The organism is Actinophytocola sp. (assembly GCF_035634895.1).
Lineage (GTDB): Bacteria > Actinomycetota > Actinomycetes > Mycobacteriales > Pseudonocardiaceae > Actinophytocola.
Genome location: NZ_DASQCC010000221.1, coordinates 25,839 through 41,564, shown reverse-complemented (window position 1 = coordinate 41,564; position 15,726 = coordinate 25,839). Strand labels below are relative to the sequence as shown.

Below are 15,726 nucleotides of genomic sequence, written 5' to 3'. Positions count from 1 at the left end.
GCGATCCTCGGGAAGCCGTTCCGCGATCCGCACCTGGGTCATGGTTACCGGGGCCGGGAACGGGGTCCAGCGGTAGACGGCGGTGTTCTCCGTGATGTGAACCTGGTCGGCCCAGGTCGTGGTCGATCGCGTTCGACGCACGTTTCACCTGGGCAAGACTTTCACGGAGTCTTGAGGACGCCCCCGTCGACGATCCAGTTGGAGCCGACCGCGCTGGGCATCGCCGGCGACGCCAGCAACAGCACCGCCCAGGCGATCTCAGCGGGTTCGATCAGCTTGCCGGTTACCATTCCCGACCGCTCCGGCATGGCCGCGAGCAACGTCTCGTGGTCGATGCCCATGCTCGCCGACAGCCGTCCCAGGTAGCCGTCCGGGCTGGTCAGGATCGCGGTCCGGGTGGCGCCGGGGGTGACGACGTTGACCCGGACGCCCGTCTCCCCCAGTTTCTCCGCCAACCCGCGGGAGAACGCGTTCAGCCCGGCCTTGGCCGCGACATAGGACAGCGGCGCCCCACGCGGGTCGCGCGCGGAACTCGAGCTGATGTTCACGATCGCTCCCCGCGCCCGCGACAACGCCGGCAGCGCGGCCCGCGTCAGCTCCACGGCGGCGCGCAGGTTCAGCGCGAGCACGTCGTCCCAGAGCGCGCTGGAACCACCGATGGGGTCGAGGAGGTCGGAGTCGGACGCTTCCCCGCCGCCCGCGTTGTTGACGAGCACGTCGAGGCGCGGGTCGCTCGCGAGCACGGTGTCGAGCACCCGCTGCGGCGCGCCGGGGTCGAGGAGGTCTGCGGACACGAACATCGCGCCGGTGGCTTCGAGCTCAGGGGTGTTCTTCCGCGACACGGCGACGACTTCGGCGCCTTCGGCGACGAACGCCTCGACCGTCGCCAGCCCGATGCCCCGACTTGCCCCCGTCACGAGGACACGCTTGCCCGCAAGATCCAGGTCCATGGTTGTTCTCCGTTCGCGTCTGCTTGGCCCCACAAACGCTACACCAAAGTCTCATTTAGTCGACAAGTCAAGACGTTGATGTTTCGGATGTAAGTTGATGCGGGACGTCTCGGTTGAGCCGAGCGAGGCCGAACAGGGAGGAGGGGCGCGGGCGGCCACGCGATCCTTTGGCGACGTCACGATCAGCGGCAACCGCGAAACGCGCCGTTGAGCGGCATGTCAAGCACGCGGGACCGGCCACGTTCTGCACCAGCCCGGCGATCACCAACTGTTGCGCCGCAACAGGGAACCCGCCGCAGACGTCAGGAGTGGGGCACCGAGGACCCGAGCATGAAGGCGGGGTTGACGATCACCTCGGTCACGCGGTCCATGGTCTCGACGGACGCGGCGTCGGACGGGCGGTCCAGCCGGGCAGGATCCCGACCGCGAAGCCGTGGCAGACGCCGGTGAGCAGCCCACTGAGCAGAGCCGCGACTCCGCGAACGGCCGTGCGGCCAGAACGGCTCGTGCCGAACAGCCTGCCCCGGTCAGCCACAGCTGTCAGCGGCATCCGTCAAAAGTGGATGGTGCGTCGCCTTCTCCGGACGACCGGTGATGCGAGGCGACGTCATCGTTCGTAGGTCGGCAGTATCGACCGCGGGATCGGGCCCTTGTTGCGCCGTCCCCCGGTCGTCTCCTCCCAGGCGTGGGCGAGGATGCCGACGCTGCGGCTCAGCACGAAGAGACCGCGGGCCAGTTCCGGAGCGAACCCGAGCTCCGCGTAGATCACGGCGGTGGCGCCGTCGATGTTCATGGGAATCGGCCTGGTGCGGTCGCGGTTGAGCAGCGCCTCGACGGCACGGGCGGCGCGGGCGTGGTGGCCGGCGACCACGCCGTCCGCCACGGCGTGGTCGACCAGGTCGAGGAGCGGACCACGGCGGGGATCGACGGGATGGAACCGATGACCGAACCCGGGGACGTAGCGGTTGCGCGACCGGTGTTCGGTGATGACCTCCGCCGTCGCGACGTCCAGGGTGAGACCCGCCCGCTCACGGGCGAGGATGTCGGCGAGGATCTCGACACACTGCTGACCGGCTCCGCCGTGTGAGTCGCCCAGTGCGTTGATGCCGGACGCCATGGCGTTGTTCAGCCCCACCCCACAGGTCGCCGTCATCCTGGCGATGGCGATCGACGGGGCCTGCGGGCCGTGGTCGACCGACGCCACCAGGGCGGCTTCCAGCAGCGCGGCCTGCCCCTTCCCGGGCAGCTCGCCCCGGAGCAGCAGCCAGACCATCGACACCAGGTCGACCTTGCCGATCAGGTCCTGGATCGGGACGCCACGCAGCGCCAACTCGCCGGGCGCCATGCGGGTGATGCCGGTCGCCCACCAGTCCGCCGCGGCGGTCATCGCTCGTCCTCCTCGGACAGCCAGCTGGCGACGAACTCCTCGGTCCGCGCGTTGTGCTCGCCGAGCAGCGGTGGCGAGCCGGCCGGACGCAGTGGTTCGCCGTTCACCAGGACGCCGTTGCCGCTGGCCCGGACGACCCGGTCCGTGTCTCCCGGGAACGGGAGGTCGGTGAAGAAGCCTCGGTGCGCCAACTGTGCCAGCTCGACCGCCTGGGGCACGGTCAGGATCCGTGCGGCCGGGACGCCGATCGCGGGCAGCTCGTTCTCCCACTCCACCGCGGGGCGCTTGCGCAGTTCGTGGGTCAGCTCGTCGTTCAGGGCGTCCCGGTGCCGCTTGCGTGCCTCGCGGTCGGCGAAGCGGGGATCGGTCACGAGGTCGGGGCGGCCCAGCAGCCCGCACAGCTTCTCGAACTGGGTCTGGCGGTTCGCCGCGATGTTGAGCAGGCCGTCGGCGGTCTCGAAGGTGCCGGACGGCGCGGCGGTGACGTTCTGCTGGCCCATGGGCGCCGGCCGCACGCCGGAGATCACGTAGTGCGAGACCGCCCAGCCCATCGCGGAGATCGACGCCTCCAGCATCGACAGGTCCAGGAAGGAGCCCTCGCCGGTCCGCTCCCGGCCGACGAGGGCCGCCGAGATGGACAGTGCCGCCATCAGGCCGCCGACCGTGTCGCTCACCGGGAAACCGACCCGCAGCGGCGCGGTGTCCTCGGTGCCGGTGATGCTCATCATCCCGGACAGGCCCTGGATGATCTGGTCGTACGCGGGTGCCTGGCTCATCGGGCCGGTCTGGCCGAAACCCGAGATCGCGCAGTACACCAGGCGGGGGTTGAGCGCCCGCAACCGCGACCAGTCGTAGCCGAGCCTGGCGAGGACACCGGCACGGAAGTTCTCCAGCAGGACGTCCGCGCCACGCACGAGATCCTCGAACACGGCACGCTGCCCGGAGTCCTTGAGGTCGACCTCGATCGACTTCTTTCCCGCGTTCTGTGCGAGGAACGACGCGCCGAGCCCCGCGCCGTTCAGCTCCGGCTCCGGGCCGAGGTGGCGGGCGAGGTCACCCGAACCGGGCACCTCGACCTTCACGACCTCCGCGCCGAAAAGCATCAGCTGGTAGCTGCAGTAGGGGCCGGCGAGGACGTTCGTGAGGTCGAGCACCCGAATACCGCGCAGCGGCGTTTTTCCCATGCGTCCACTCCTTCTGCGGGACACGCAGAACCGAAAAGAGAACCCGCGCGAACCCTCAGATGCGGAACGGGTGGTCGAAGCCGCGTTCGGCCATGTGCGCGGCCACCTCGGTGAGCGCGGCGACGAACTCGGTGATCCGTTCGTCCGGGAAGCGCACGGTGGGGCCGGACAGCGACAGCGCGGCGATGACCGCGCCGGCACGTCCCATGAGGGGAACGGCCACAGCGGACAGTCCCGTCTCGCGTTCCCCGTGGCTGAAGGCGAATCCGCGTTCGGCGGCCTCGTCGATCTGTGCTCGCAGCGAGTCGACGTAGTCCGGTCCGTACGGCGAGCTGCGTGCCACCCTGGCCAGGTGCGGCGTGTCGGCGTTGCGCAGCAGGATCTTCGACGACGCGCCCGCCCACAGTGGCAGCTCGTCACCGACGTGCACGACATGGCGTAGTGGCTGCGGGCTTTCTTGCTGTGCCACACACACGCGGTAGATGTCGCGTGTCACGTAGAGGTTGACCGTCTCGCGCTGACGCTGCGCGAGGCCACGCATCAGGTCCTTGGTCTCCGGCGGCAGCTCCCAGCTGCCCCTGGCGAGGTGCGCCCAGCGCCACAGGCTGGGGCCGGCCATGTACCCCTTGGCGGTCGCCCAGAGCAAACCGTTCTGCTCCAACGTCTGCACGAGCCGGATGACCGTGGTCTTGGCGAGACCGGTGGCACGCACGATCTCCGACACCGAGATCGCCGGCTGGGACTCGGTCAGCAGTCCCAGGATGTCGATCGCGCGCTGCACACTGCGCACCCCCTGGGTCTCACCGGAGTCGCCGGCGGCCTCAAGGTGATCCTCAGCGGCCTTCTCCGCACCCGTCGACTTCACCACTACGTTCCCCTCTTGCCACGACAGTCCAGTGAGCCGTACGTTACACGCAGTCCGTACAGCGGTCCATATGAACCGCCTAATGGTTCACGAGGAGAACTGTGGTGCTACCGGACGCTCTCGCACAGACCACACCGGACGCGCGGGCCTTCGTCGCGGGCGCGTGGGTCACCGACGGCCCACCCGTGTCCCGGACCGGTCCCTATGTGCACGAGACGGTGACGCGGTCCTATCCGGCCAGTGCCACGCAGATCGCGGTGGCACGCGAGTACGCGGCGGCGGGGGCACGCGTGGTCGCCGGGCTCGCACCCGCCACGCGCGCGGACGTGCTGGACCGCGCGTCCCACCTGGCGGTGGAGCACCGTGACGACATCGCGCGGCTCATCGCGTTGGAGCTGGGCAAGCCGGTGAAGGACGGCCGAGGCGAGCTCGACCGCGTGGCGGACACGTTCGCCGTGTGCGCACACGAGGCCAGGCAGATCGGCGGCGAGAACGTACCGGTGGCCGGGTGGGCGCGCGGGGTGGGCAACACCGCGCTCACCTACCGCGCGCCCGCGGGGGTCGCGCTGGCGATCACGCCGTTCAACGCACCCGCGAACCTGTTGGCACACAAGCTGGGCGCGTCGTTCGCGGCGGGGAACACCACGCTGGTCAAGGCACCACCGCAGGCGCCCGCGACGACCGCGGCCGTGGTCGCCCTGGTGCTCGAGGCGGGGATGCCACCCGAGGCGGTGCAGTTGCTGCATGGTGGCGGGGACGTTGGCGCGGCGCTGTGCGCGGCACCCGAGGTGAGCGTCATCAGCTTCACCGGCAGCCCGGCGACGGGTGCCGCGGTGGCACGCGCGGCCGGCGCCAAACGTCTCGTGCTGGAGCTGGGCGGGAACGCCGCGACGATCGTGTGTGCGGACGCGGACCTCGCGCACGCCGCCAGGATCTGCGCACGCACCGGGTACTCGAACTCCGGACAGAGCTGCATCTCCGTGCAGCGCGTGTACGTGCAGCGGTCCCGTTTCGAGGAGTTCGTGGAGGCGATGCGCGCGGAGGTCGACCGGCTGGTCGTCGGTGACCCGCTCGACCCGGCGACCGACGTCGGGTCGATGGTCGACGAGGACGCGGCCACGCGGGTCGAGAAGTGGATCGAGCAGGCCACCGCCTCGGGGGCGCGTCTCGTGACCGGTGGCGTGCGGGACGGGGCGACGCTGCGGCCGGCGATCGTCGCGGACCCGCCGCCGGACGCCACGCTCGTGACCGAGGAGGTGTTCGGCGCGCTCGTCGCCGTGCTGCCCTTCGACGAACTCGACGCGGTCATCGAGACCTGCAACGGCAGCAGGTTCGGCCTGCAGGCCGGGCTGTTCACCAACGACATCAACACGATCGTCAAGGCGTGGCGTGAGCTGCAGGTCGGCGGGCTGGTCGTGAACGGCTCGTCGAACTACCGGCTCGACCACGTCCCGTTCGGCGGCGTGAAGGACTCCGGCTTCGGACGGGAGGCGCCAAGGCAGATGATCGACGACTACACGGTGATCAAGACCCTTGTCCTGCGCGGTATGTCGATCTGGGGGCAGGCATGACGGTCACCGCAGCGGAGGCACTGGTCGCGCAGCTCGAGTCCTACGGCGTCGAGTACGTCTTCGGCACGTGCGGCCACACCAACATCGCGTTCCTGGACGCCCTGGGGCGCAGCGGGATCAGGTTCGTCATCGCCAGGCACGAGCAGGCCGCCGCGCACGCGGCCGACGGCTACGCACGCATGACCGGCAAACCCGGTGTGCTGCTCGTGCACGTGGGCCCGGGCCTGATGAACGCCGTCACCGGCGTCGCCACGGCGGCGCTCGACTCGGTCCCGCTGGTCACCATCGCGGGCGACATCCCGTCGTACTACCACGGCAGGCACCCGCACCAGGAGGTGAACCTGCACGCGGACGCCGACCAGACCGCGATCTTCCGGCCGTTCGTGAAGCGGGCGTGGCACGCACACCGGGCCGAGGACCTCGCCAGGTTCACCGAGCGCGCGTTCTGGACCGCGACCTCCGGCCGGCCGGGTGCCGTGCTGCTCAACGTGCCGATGGACCTGTTCTCCAGGCAGGTCCACGAGAACACGGCGTACCCGCTCCCCGGGCACGCACCCGCGGCGGCACTCCCCCAGCCAGAGGCCGAGCGCATCGCCGAGTTGCTCGTCGCCGCGGAGAAGCCGCTGATCTACGTCGGCGGCGGGTTGCGGAACGAGGCGGGCCGCGCCGCGCTGCTGCGGCTGGCCGAGCACCTGGACATCCCGATCGCGCACTCGCTCATGGCGAAGGGCACGATCGACGACCGACACCCGCTCGTGATGGGCATGACCGGGTTCTGGGGCCTCGACCTCACCAACAAGTACACAATGGACGCCGACGTGGTGCTGGCGCTCGCGACTCGGTTCGCCGAGACCGACGCCAGCTCGTGGAACGCCGACTACACCTGGCACTTCCCGCCCGCCAAGCTCATCCAGGTCGACATCGACCCCGCGGAGATCGGCCGCAACTACCCGGTCGAGATCGGCGTGGTGGCCGACGTCCGCCTCGCGGTCGAGGCCATCGCGGACGCGGTGGTGACCCTCTGTCCACAGGGGACCGAACGGCCCGCGCTGCGCGAGACGATCGCCGCGGAGCGGACGGCGTTGTTCGCAGGCAGCCGGGAACGCGGCCGCAGCGCGGACTTCCCGCTTCGGCCGGAACGCATCCTGGCCGACCTGCGGGACGCGCTCCCGTCCGACGCCGTGCTCGTCACCGACGTCGGCTGGAACAAGAACGGCGTCGCCCAGTGCTACGAGCTGCCGCCTGACGGCCGGTTCGTCACCCCGGGCGGGCTGTCCACCATGGGCTTCGGGCCGGCCGCCGCGATCGGTGTGCAGATCGCGGAACCGGAGAAGGTGGTCGTGGCGCTCGTCGGGGACGGCGGGATGAGCGCGCAGCTGCCGGCAGTGCCGATGGCCGTCGAACAGGGCCTGCCGGTGATCTTCCTGGTGATGAACAACCGCGCGCACGGGACCATCGCCGACCTGCAGGCCGCGAACTTCGGCGCCAGCTTCGGCTGCGAGTTCCGCGACCCGGACGGCAACCCGTACTCCCCCGACTTCGCCGCGTACGGCCGAGCATGCGGCGCCGACGGCTACGTCATCGAGGAACCGGGCGACCTGGCCACCGCGCTCCGCGAGGCGATCGAGCGCCGCAGGCCCGCGGTGCTCGACGTCCCGATGGTCAACGAACCCGTCCCAACCCCAGGACACTGGAACATCAAGGATATCTACCGCGGCGAGTTCTAGTCCCCACCGATCCCACAACGAGGTGAGAAGTTTCATGTCCACACAACGAACGAAACAGTTAGTCCTCTCCGCGGCCGCACTCATGCTCGCGGCGAGCACCGCGTGCTCGGCACCGGGCAGTACGTCGGAGGACCAGCAGGACGCCGGCGGTCCGTTCAAGATAGCCGTGGTCAACGCGCAGAGCGGGCAGCTCAGCTCGCTCGGCCAGTGGGAGTGGAAGGGCGCCAAGCTCGCCGCCGACCAGTGGAACGCCAAGGGCGGCATCAACGGCAGGAAGATCGAGCTGGAGCTGTTCGACGACCAGGGCGACCCCACGGTCGGCACCAACGTCGCGCGCAAGATCGCCAGCGAGGGGTTCGTCGCCATGATCGGCACCGCGGAGAGCGCGGTGACCGTCGCCATGATCCCGATCCTGCAGCAGTCGAAGATCCCGAACATCACCTCCGGCCAGTCCCCCGCGATCGCGGCGACCAAGAGCCCGTTCGCCTTCTACAACGGACCGACCAGCAACACCTACGACGAGACACTCGCGAAGTACCTGGTGGACGACAAGGGCCTCAAGAAGATCGCCCTGATCTCCAACAACGGGTCGTACGGCAAGGGTGAGCGTGACGCGTTCACCAAGGCACTGGCCTCCCGTGGCGTCACGCCGGTCGACGACCAGGTGGTGACCACCGACCAGAAGGACTTCAGCGCCGCACTCACCTCGATCCGGCAGAAGGAGCCCGACGTGCTGTTCGTCGGCTCCGAGGAGGTCGAGGCCGGGCTGATCGTCAAGCAGGCCAAGGAGCTGGGCATCAACGCGACCATCGCGGGCGCCGCACCCATGGGCACCCCGGTGTACCTGCAGACCGCGGGCGAGGCCAACGCGGAGGGCACGGTCGTCAGCTCGCCGTACCTGTCCAACGACACCGACGACGCGTCGAAGGCGTTCGCCAAGGCCTACCAGAAGGCACACGGCGAGGCGGCCGAGTTGCACGGCGCGAAGGCCCACGACGGCGCGAACATCATCTTCACCGCGCTGAAGAACTCCAAGGGCGCCACAGGGCAGAAGCTCGCCGACGCCATCCGCGCCACCAAGTACGCCGGTCTGCTCGGCGACTTCACCTTCGACGAGAGCGGGGTCGGCATCCACGCCACCTCGATCGGTGTCATCTCGTCCGGCAAGCTCACCGAATCCGCCAAGTGATCCTTCCCGGGGGCCGGGCACACGCCGTGCCCGGCCCCCGGCCGGACAAGGGACGATCATGGAAGTCTTTTTCCAAACACTCGTCGGCGGGCTGGGGTTCGGCGCGGTCTACGCACTCGTCGCCATGGGGTTCTCGCTCGTGTACCGGACCATGGGGCTGGTCAACTTCGCCCACGGACAGGTGGTCATGATCGGCGCCTACGCGGCGTCCACGTTCTACATGTCCGCGCATGTCCCGTTCTTCGTCTCCATCCCGGTCGCCATGCTCGTCACCGGGCTCATCGGCCTCGTCATCGAACGCGTGCTGCGGCCGTTGGAGAACAAGGACTTCGACCTCATGCTGATCGGCACCATCGGCTTCGGCATGGTGCTCGAGTCACTCGCCACGATCACCTGGGGCGCGACGGGGCACGCCGTACCGTCCCCTGTGGACACAGCGCCGCTCGACCTGTTCGGGATCCGGTTGCGCACCTACAGCCTGGTGGTACTCGGCATCGCCGCGCTGGCGACCGTCGCGCTCGTGCTGTTCCTGCAACGCACCAAGCGTGGGGCAGCCATGCAGGCGGTGGCCATGGACCACGAGGCGGCCACGGCCGTCGGCATCCACGTCGGCCGCAGCAACGCCATCGCCTTCGCGATCGGCGCGGGTCTGGCCGCACTCGCCGGCGCGCTCGTGGCGCCGATGCTCTACGTGAACCCCACCCTGGGTGGCTCGCTCGGCATCAAGGGCTTCGCCGCCGCCATCCTCGGCGGCTTCGGCAACATCCCCGGCGCGATCGTCGGCGGGATCGCGATCGGCCTGCTCGACTCCTACGCGGCCGGCCGTTTCCAGGCCTACTCGGAACTGGTGGTGTTCCTGGTGTTCACGGTCATCATCATGATCAGACCGACCGGGTTGTTCGGCGAGCGGACGGTGAACCGGGCATGAGCGGAGCCTGCGGAGCGAACCATCGGGCACCGCGGCGCCACGGAGCGGGCGAGGGGGCGGCATGAGGTACCGCATCGGCGCGTTCGCCGTTCTGGGGATCGCGGCCTGGTTCCTGCCCTACGGCCTTGGCCCGTACGGCATTCACGTCGTGGACATCGCGGTCGTGTTCGCGTTGCTGGCCGTGGGGCTCGGGCTCGCCATGGGCGTCGGCGGACAGATCAACCTCGCGCAGGTCGCGTTCTTCGGCGTCAGCTCCTACGCGGTCGCGATCCTGACCACCCGCGCCGGGTTCGGGTTCTGGACCTCGGCCGTCCTCGCGCTCGTCGCGGCCGCGCTGGTCGGCGTGTTCGTGGGCATCCCCGCGCTGCGGATGCAGTCGCACTATCTCGGCATCGTCACGCTCGGGCTCGCGCTCGCCTTCACCAACTGGGTCACCAACAGCACGATCACCGGCGGTGCGGACGGCATCTCGGGCATCCCGATCCCACCCCTGTTCGGCATCGACCTGTCCAGCGAGTACCTGTACTACTACGTCGAGCTGATCGTGTTCGGGCTCGCGCTGGGGTTCGCGGGTTTCGTCGCGCACACCGGGCTTGGCAGGCGGATGCGGGCGATGCGGGACGACTCGCTCGCCGCGGGCGCGGTCGGCGCGCCGGTGCCGGTGCTGCGGATGACCGCGTTCGTGCTCGCGAGCCTCTACGGCGGCGTCGCGGGCGTGCTGTACGCCGGGCTGGTCCGCTACGTCGCGCCGGAGACGTTCAGCATCGCCAACATGTTCCTGCTGCTGGCCATGGTGATCATCGGCGGGCGGCAGAGCATCCTCGGCTGCGTCGTCGGCGCGGTCGCGCTGTCGCTGCTACGCGAGGTGCTGATCGACTTCTCCGTCTACGCGCAGCTCGGGTTCGGCGTCGTCGTGGTGCTGATGGTCGTGTTGGCGCCGACCGGCCTGGCCGGCATCCCGGCACGGATCACGCGGGTGGTCCGGCGCAGGCGGACCGCGGAGCACCACGCCACGCTGCGCCCGTTCGCCCCGGCATCGGCGCCGACCGACGGCGGGACCGGCGCGGGGTTGGCGATCTCGGGCATCAGCAAGCAGTTCCGCGGTCTCAAGGCACTTCAGGACGTGTCGATGTCCGTGGCGCCCGGCGAGATCCGGGGTGTGGTCGGCCCCAACGGGTCCGGCAAGACGACGCTGTTCAACATCGTCAGCGGCATCTACACGGTGTCGGCGGGCTCCGCGTCCGTCGACGGCACGGTCGTCACCGGCAGGCGACCACACCAGCTGTCTCGGCTCGGGCTCGCGCGCACCTTCCAGAACCTGCGGCTCTTCGGCCAGATGACCGTGCTGGACAACGTCCTCGTCGCGCTGGACCGATCATCCATGTGGGCCGCGTGGCGTTATCCGTTGTGGCCCTTCGGGATCCTGCGCGCCGAACGCGACCTGCGCGTGCGTGCCGGCAGGTTGCTCGACCAGTTCGGCCTGACCGACTTCGCCGACGCGGCGCCGAAGTCGCTGCCCTACGGCATCCAGCGCCGGCTGGAGATCGCCCGCGCGATGGCGACCGGACCGCGGCTGCTACTGCTCGACGAGCCGGCCGCCGGCCTCAACGGCGAGGAGGTCGGGCAGCTGAGCGAGATCGTGCGATCCATTCGGGACAGTGGTGTGACGGTGGTGCTGATCGAGCACAACATGGGCCTGGTGATGTCGTTGTGCGACCGCGTGACCGTCCTCGCCAGCGGCGGCGTCATCGCCGACGGCACCCCGGCGGAGGTCGCGGTACTGCCCAAGGTCATCGAGGCGTACCTGGGCGACTCCATGAACACCAACGACATCGCGGCGGAGGTTTCCCCATGACCACGGACGAGTTGGTGGTGTCCGGCCTGTCCGTCAACTACGGCGGCGTACGTGCGGTCCGGTCGGTGAGCTTCACCGTCGGACCGGGGCAGTGCGTCGGCATCATCGGCGCCAACGGAGCCGGCAAGACCTCGACCCTGAAGGCGTTGATGGGGCTGGTGCCACGCACGGCCACGGAGATCCGGTACGGCGACCGCGACCTCATGAAGGTCAAGGCCCGCGACGTTGTCCGCCACGGCATCGGGTACGTGCCGGAGGGCCGGCACGTGTTCCCCGGGCTCACCGTCGAGAAGAACCTGCTACTCGGCGCGTACGTCCGGAAGTGGAACAGCGAGACCCGCAAGACACTGCGGGAGGTCGTGGATCTCTTTCCGGTACTCGGCGAGATGCGTCACCGCCTCGCCGGGGCCCTGTCCGGCGGACAACAACAGATGCTGGCCGTCGGACGCGCCCTGATGTCCAACCCCCGCCTGGTTCTCCTCGACGAGCCGTCGATGGGCCTGTCCCCCAAACTCATCGAGGACATCCTCGCCGCCCTCCAACGCCTGAGGGAGGCAGGCCACGCCCTCCTGCTCGTCGAACAGAACGCGAAGCTCACCTTCGAGGCCACGAAGACCTGCTTCGTCATGGAGAACGGCGAGGTGGCCATGACCGGCACCTCAGAAGAACTCAGCCGCGACCCGCGGGTCCGCCAGATCTACCTCGGTCTCTAGTGCGGTGACTGGCGGCCCGGCAGAGGCTCCATGCCGAAAGGGGCACCCTCAGGACGTTGAACGTCTCGAGGGCGGCCCTCAGGGCATGGCGTCCGGGGAACCTTCGCGGTCGGACGCTAGCGGCAGAAGGGCGCGGCACCCGCGGCGGACCGAATCCCACCCACGATCAGCTTCTGGAACTCGGCCGCACCGGGCGAGACCGGCGGCGAAGCGAAGGCGGCGGCGTCATGCCCGAGCGTGGTCACCCAAGACCGACCGCCGTCGTAGTACTGACACCACGCGAGGGGATGGTGGTCGCCGTGCCCGGGATGTCCCATCGAGCCGGCCACACCACGGGCGAGCGTCGACTCGTCCACCTCGGCAAGAACCCGCACCTGGCTCGGATACGGCACGAGGTTGTACCACTCGTCCGCGAACGCCCACCGGCCCGACAGGTCCTTTGTAGACACGTCATGCCGATCGACGGTCCGCACCGTACCAGGCTGGTACGGGCCATGGTCGTAGTAGTTGGCGCCGCCGAGCAATCCCTCGTACCAGGACCAGTTGTACTCGGTGCCGAACGCGTTGTGGATACCGACGAACCCGCCCCCACCACGGACGTACTGACGCAGCGAGGTCTGTGCCGCGTCGTCGAGGGTGTCCCTCGTCGTGCTCAGGAAGATGACCACGTTGTAGTCGAACAGCCTGCTGGGGCTCGACAGCTGGGCGACGTCCTCGGTCCAGTCGGTCGTCCAGCCGTTCTCCTGACCCAGCCGCACGATCCCCTGCTGCGCCACGTTCGCCGCCGACAACGGCGGATTCATGCCCGGCGCCAACGCGGGCCCGAGGTTCGCGTGCCGAGGCCCCGCGGTCCGCGAGTACACCAGCACCCGCGTCCCCTGCGACAGGTCGAAGTTGCCCCAGTCGTGGTAGCACTGCGGCTTGGCACCGCGGCACACGCCATAGTCGGGTGTACCCAGCGAACGCGCACCAGCACGGTCCCCGTTCGCCGCGGCGGGCACGCTCACGGCGAGCACGGTCACGGCCGCCGCGGCGGCCGCACTCACGATCGCGGTCATCAACGTCGATGCTCGTCTGTTCACCTTGCTGCCTTTCATGGTCCGCTGAGCGGACCGGATGATCCATGTCGGGCTTGTGAAGGACAACGTGGCGAGCCTACGCTGAACCATCACACAGTCCAAAGAGTCCGCTAGGCGGACCTAGTGCGTGCTTGCCAACGGAGGTAACGCGGCAATGGCGGAGATCCAGCGCAGGGATTTGATGAAGGGCGCGGCCGTGGCCGCCGTCGGGGTCGCCCTCACTGGCGGCGTACCGGCGGTTGCCGAGCCCGCAACGGCAGGGCACCACAGACCACCCGTGGCACTCATCCCGGGAGGCAGGGACTTCCCGAAGGTGGGTGGCAACCTCGGCAACCAGAACTACACCGCGCTGGACGGCATCCGGCGCGGCAACGTCCGCGAACTGGGCGCCACGTGGGTGAACCGGATCGAGGGCGGGCTCTCGTCGGGCAACAGCCAGAGCACCGCGGTCGCCGTCGACGGCGTGCTGTACATCGAGTCCGCACTCGGCAACGTGTTCGCCGTGGATGGTGCCACCGGCACCACGAAGTGGGTGTACCGGCAGACCCGCGGTTCCCTCACCCGCCGCGGTGTGGCCGTCGGCGACGGCAAGGTCTTCACGCACGGCAAGGGAAACTGGATCATCGCGCTCGACAGGGATACGGGCGCGGTCGTCTGGGAGAGGCAGATCGACGGCTACGGCAACATGGAGAAGGTCGCCGTCATCTTCCACGACGGGCAGCTGTTCTGTGGCACCGCGGACGGCGACCGTGCCGCGGGCCTGTCGCTCGACGCGAGCAACGGCGACCTGATCTGGCACTTCTGGGGCGCACCGGGCACCGGCGAGATCGGCAACGACACGTGGGAGGGCGACTCCTGGCAGACGGGCGGCTGCACGCCGTGGATCCATCCCGCGGTCGACCCGGACCTGGGTCTCGTCTACTGGGCGTTCGGCAACGCGCGCGGCAACCGGTCCTCACAGGACGGTTCGGAGCGCGCGGGACAGAACCTGTTCTCCAGCTCACTCGTCGCGATCGACATGAAGACCGGCGCGTACCGCTGGCACTTCCAGTCGATCCACCACGGCATCTGGGACATGGACAACACCATGGCGCCGGTGCTCGCGGACGTGCGCATCCACGGCAGACCACGCAAGATCGTGATCTACGGCAGCAAGTGCGGCATGTACTACATCCTCGACCGCGAGACCGGCGAGGCGCCGCTGGGCATCGACGAGATCCCGGTGCCACAGGACCCGCGCCAGAAGACCTGGCCGACACAACCGTTCCCGCGCCAGGGCCCGTGGACCGAGACCCGACCGGTGAACCAGCGCAACGGCACGTCCGTCCCCGGCCATCCCGCCCGCGCGGTGCCCAACTACCGGCAGGGCGCGCTCTACACCCCGCACTGGGACGAGCCGGTGCTGTCCATCCCCGGCCACGGCGGCGGCGCGGACTGGAACCACCAGTCCTTCAGCCACAGCACCGGCTGCGTCTACACCGGGTTCGGGTACGTCGCGGCCGCGCACTCGCTGACCGAGTCGAGCAACGGCCTGCGGCCGCCCGGCGAGTACCAGACCGGCGGGATCGTCGCGGTCGACGCGAGCACGAACCGGGTGCGGTGGAAGAAGAACATGCCGCACTCCCTCGCACACGGCAACGGAATGCTGACCACGGCGACTGATCTGCTCTTCATCGGCCAACCCGACGGCAACCTGCTCTGCCTGGACGCGCGCACCGGCCGGGAACAGTGGCGGTTCCAGTGCGGCGCGGCGATCAGCAGCAGCCCCATCATGTACGAAGTGGACGGTCAGCAGTACCTGGCCGTGTACGCGGGCGGCACCAGCATCCCCTACGGCGACTCCGCACCACGCGGGGACTTGCTGTGGGCGTTCAAGATCGGCGGCCACGTGGCGCCCGCGCCGACGCCCGCACCGCCGGTCATCCGCAGGCCGGTGCAGGGCGGGCCGGTGCAGGGCAGTGCCGTCGCCAACACCGTCGTGATCGGCCGCACCTACACCCCGGCCACCGGCACGATCGGTGCCACCGAGTCGACCGCGGTCAACGCCATGGCCCCGACGCACCTGCGTGTCCCCGCCGGGACCACGGTGACGTTCACCAACCACGCCGGAAACGCGGGAGTCCGCGGCGTCACCCAGTTCTTCGAGGGACTGTTCGACGTTCGCCTCGCACCGGGCGAGTCCTACACCCATCGGTTCCGCAAGAAGGGCGAGTACTTCTACAACGACCCGGCGAGCCCCCGCTCGACCGGCAAGATCGAGGTGTACTGAGAGGAAATC

13 protein-coding genes are annotated in these 15,726 nt (G+C 69.3%); 7 read left to right on the top strand and 6 right to left on the bottom strand.

What is annotated here, in order from left to right; all coding sequences use genetic code 11:
• Positions 1-161: 161 nt before the first annotated feature.
• From VET29_RS33760 to VET29_RS33740, 5 genes are all read right to left on the bottom strand, one after another.
• Positions 162-950: an SDR family NAD(P)-dependent oxidoreductase gene (locus VET29_RS33760; protein WP_324928363.1), complete on the bottom strand. Its 789-nt coding sequence runs from the start codon at positions 948-950 to the stop codon at positions 162-164.
• Positions 951-1,308: 358 nt separating this feature from the next.
• Positions 1,309-1,500: a hypothetical protein gene (locus VET29_RS33755; protein WP_324928361.1), complete on the bottom strand. Its 192-nt coding sequence runs from the start codon at positions 1,498-1,500 to the stop codon at positions 1,309-1,311.
• Positions 1,501-1,557: 57 nt separating this feature from the next.
• The gene (locus VET29_RS33750; protein ID WP_324928359.1) at positions 1,558-2,337 is read right to left on the bottom strand and encodes a citryl-CoA lyase; all 780 of its coding nucleotides are present in this window, start codon (positions 2,335-2,337) and stop codon (positions 1,558-1,560) included.
• On the bottom strand, positions 2,334-3,521 hold the full coding sequence (locus VET29_RS33745; RefSeq protein WP_324928357.1) for a CoA transferase: 1,188 nt from the start codon (positions 3,519-3,521) through the stop codon (positions 2,334-2,336). The genes VET29_RS33750 and VET29_RS33745 overlap by 4 nt, the downstream gene beginning before the upstream one ends.
• A gap of 55 nt (positions 3,522-3,576) precedes the next feature.
• Positions 3,577-4,386 carry an IclR family transcriptional regulator gene (locus VET29_RS33740; RefSeq protein ID WP_324928355.1) on the bottom strand — a complete coding sequence of 270 codons (810 nt, stop codon included), beginning with the start codon at positions 4,384-4,386 and terminating at the stop codon, positions 3,577-3,579.
• Between the two features lie 104 nt (positions 4,387-4,490).
• Here VET29_RS33740 and VET29_RS33735 point away from each other — a divergent pair, with 104 nt between their 5' ends.
• The 6 genes from VET29_RS33735 to VET29_RS33710 all read left to right on the top strand — a co-directional run bounded on the left by VET29_RS33735 (position 4,491) and on the right by VET29_RS33710 (position 12,369).
• Positions 4,491-5,957 (top strand): aldehyde dehydrogenase family protein, encoded by a 1,467-nt coding sequence (locus VET29_RS33735; protein WP_324928352.1) that lies wholly within the window; start codon positions 4,491-4,493, stop codon positions 5,955-5,957.
• Positions 5,954-7,684: a thiamine pyrophosphate-binding protein gene (locus VET29_RS33730; protein WP_324928350.1), complete on the top strand. Its 1,731-nt coding sequence runs from the start codon at positions 5,954-5,956 to the stop codon at positions 7,682-7,684. Before VET29_RS33735 ends, VET29_RS33730 begins: the two co-directional genes overlap by 4 nt.
• 34 nt (positions 7,685-7,718) lie before the next feature.
• Positions 7,719-8,873 carry an ABC transporter substrate-binding protein gene (locus VET29_RS33725; protein WP_324928348.1) on the top strand — a complete coding sequence of 385 codons (1,155 nt, stop codon included), beginning with the start codon at positions 7,719-7,721 and terminating at the stop codon, positions 8,871-8,873.
• A gap of 58 nt (positions 8,874-8,931) precedes the next feature.
• Positions 8,932-9,801, top strand: a complete 870-nt coding sequence (locus VET29_RS33720; RefSeq protein WP_324928346.1) for a branched-chain amino acid ABC transporter permease — start codon at positions 8,932-8,934, stop codon at positions 9,799-9,801.
• A 61-nt stretch (positions 9,802-9,862) separates the two neighbouring features.
• Positions 9,863-11,656, top strand: a complete 1,794-nt coding sequence (locus VET29_RS33715; RefSeq protein WP_324928344.1) for a branched-chain amino acid ABC transporter ATP-binding protein/permease — start codon at positions 9,863-9,865, stop codon at positions 11,654-11,656.
• Positions 11,653-12,369, top strand: a complete 717-nt coding sequence (locus tag VET29_RS33710; protein ID WP_324928342.1) for an ABC transporter ATP-binding protein — start codon at positions 11,653-11,655, stop codon at positions 12,367-12,369. Before VET29_RS33715 ends, VET29_RS33710 begins: the two co-directional genes overlap by 4 nt.
• 116 nt (positions 12,370-12,485) lie before the next feature.
• Here the strand turns inward: VET29_RS33710 and VET29_RS33705 are convergent, their stop codons facing one another.
• Positions 12,486-13,427: a ThuA domain-containing protein gene (locus VET29_RS33705; protein ID WP_324928340.1), complete on the bottom strand. Its 942-nt coding sequence runs from the start codon at positions 13,425-13,427 to the stop codon at positions 12,486-12,488.
• A gap of 298 nt (positions 13,428-13,725) precedes the next feature.
• Here VET29_RS33705 and VET29_RS33700 point away from each other — a divergent pair, with 298 nt between their 5' ends.
• The gene (locus VET29_RS33700; RefSeq protein ID WP_324928338.1) at positions 13,726-15,717 is read left to right on the top strand and encodes a PQQ-binding-like beta-propeller repeat protein; all 1,992 of its coding nucleotides are present in this window, start codon (positions 13,726-13,728) and stop codon (positions 15,715-15,717) included.
• Positions 15,718-15,726 lie beyond the last annotated feature (9 nt).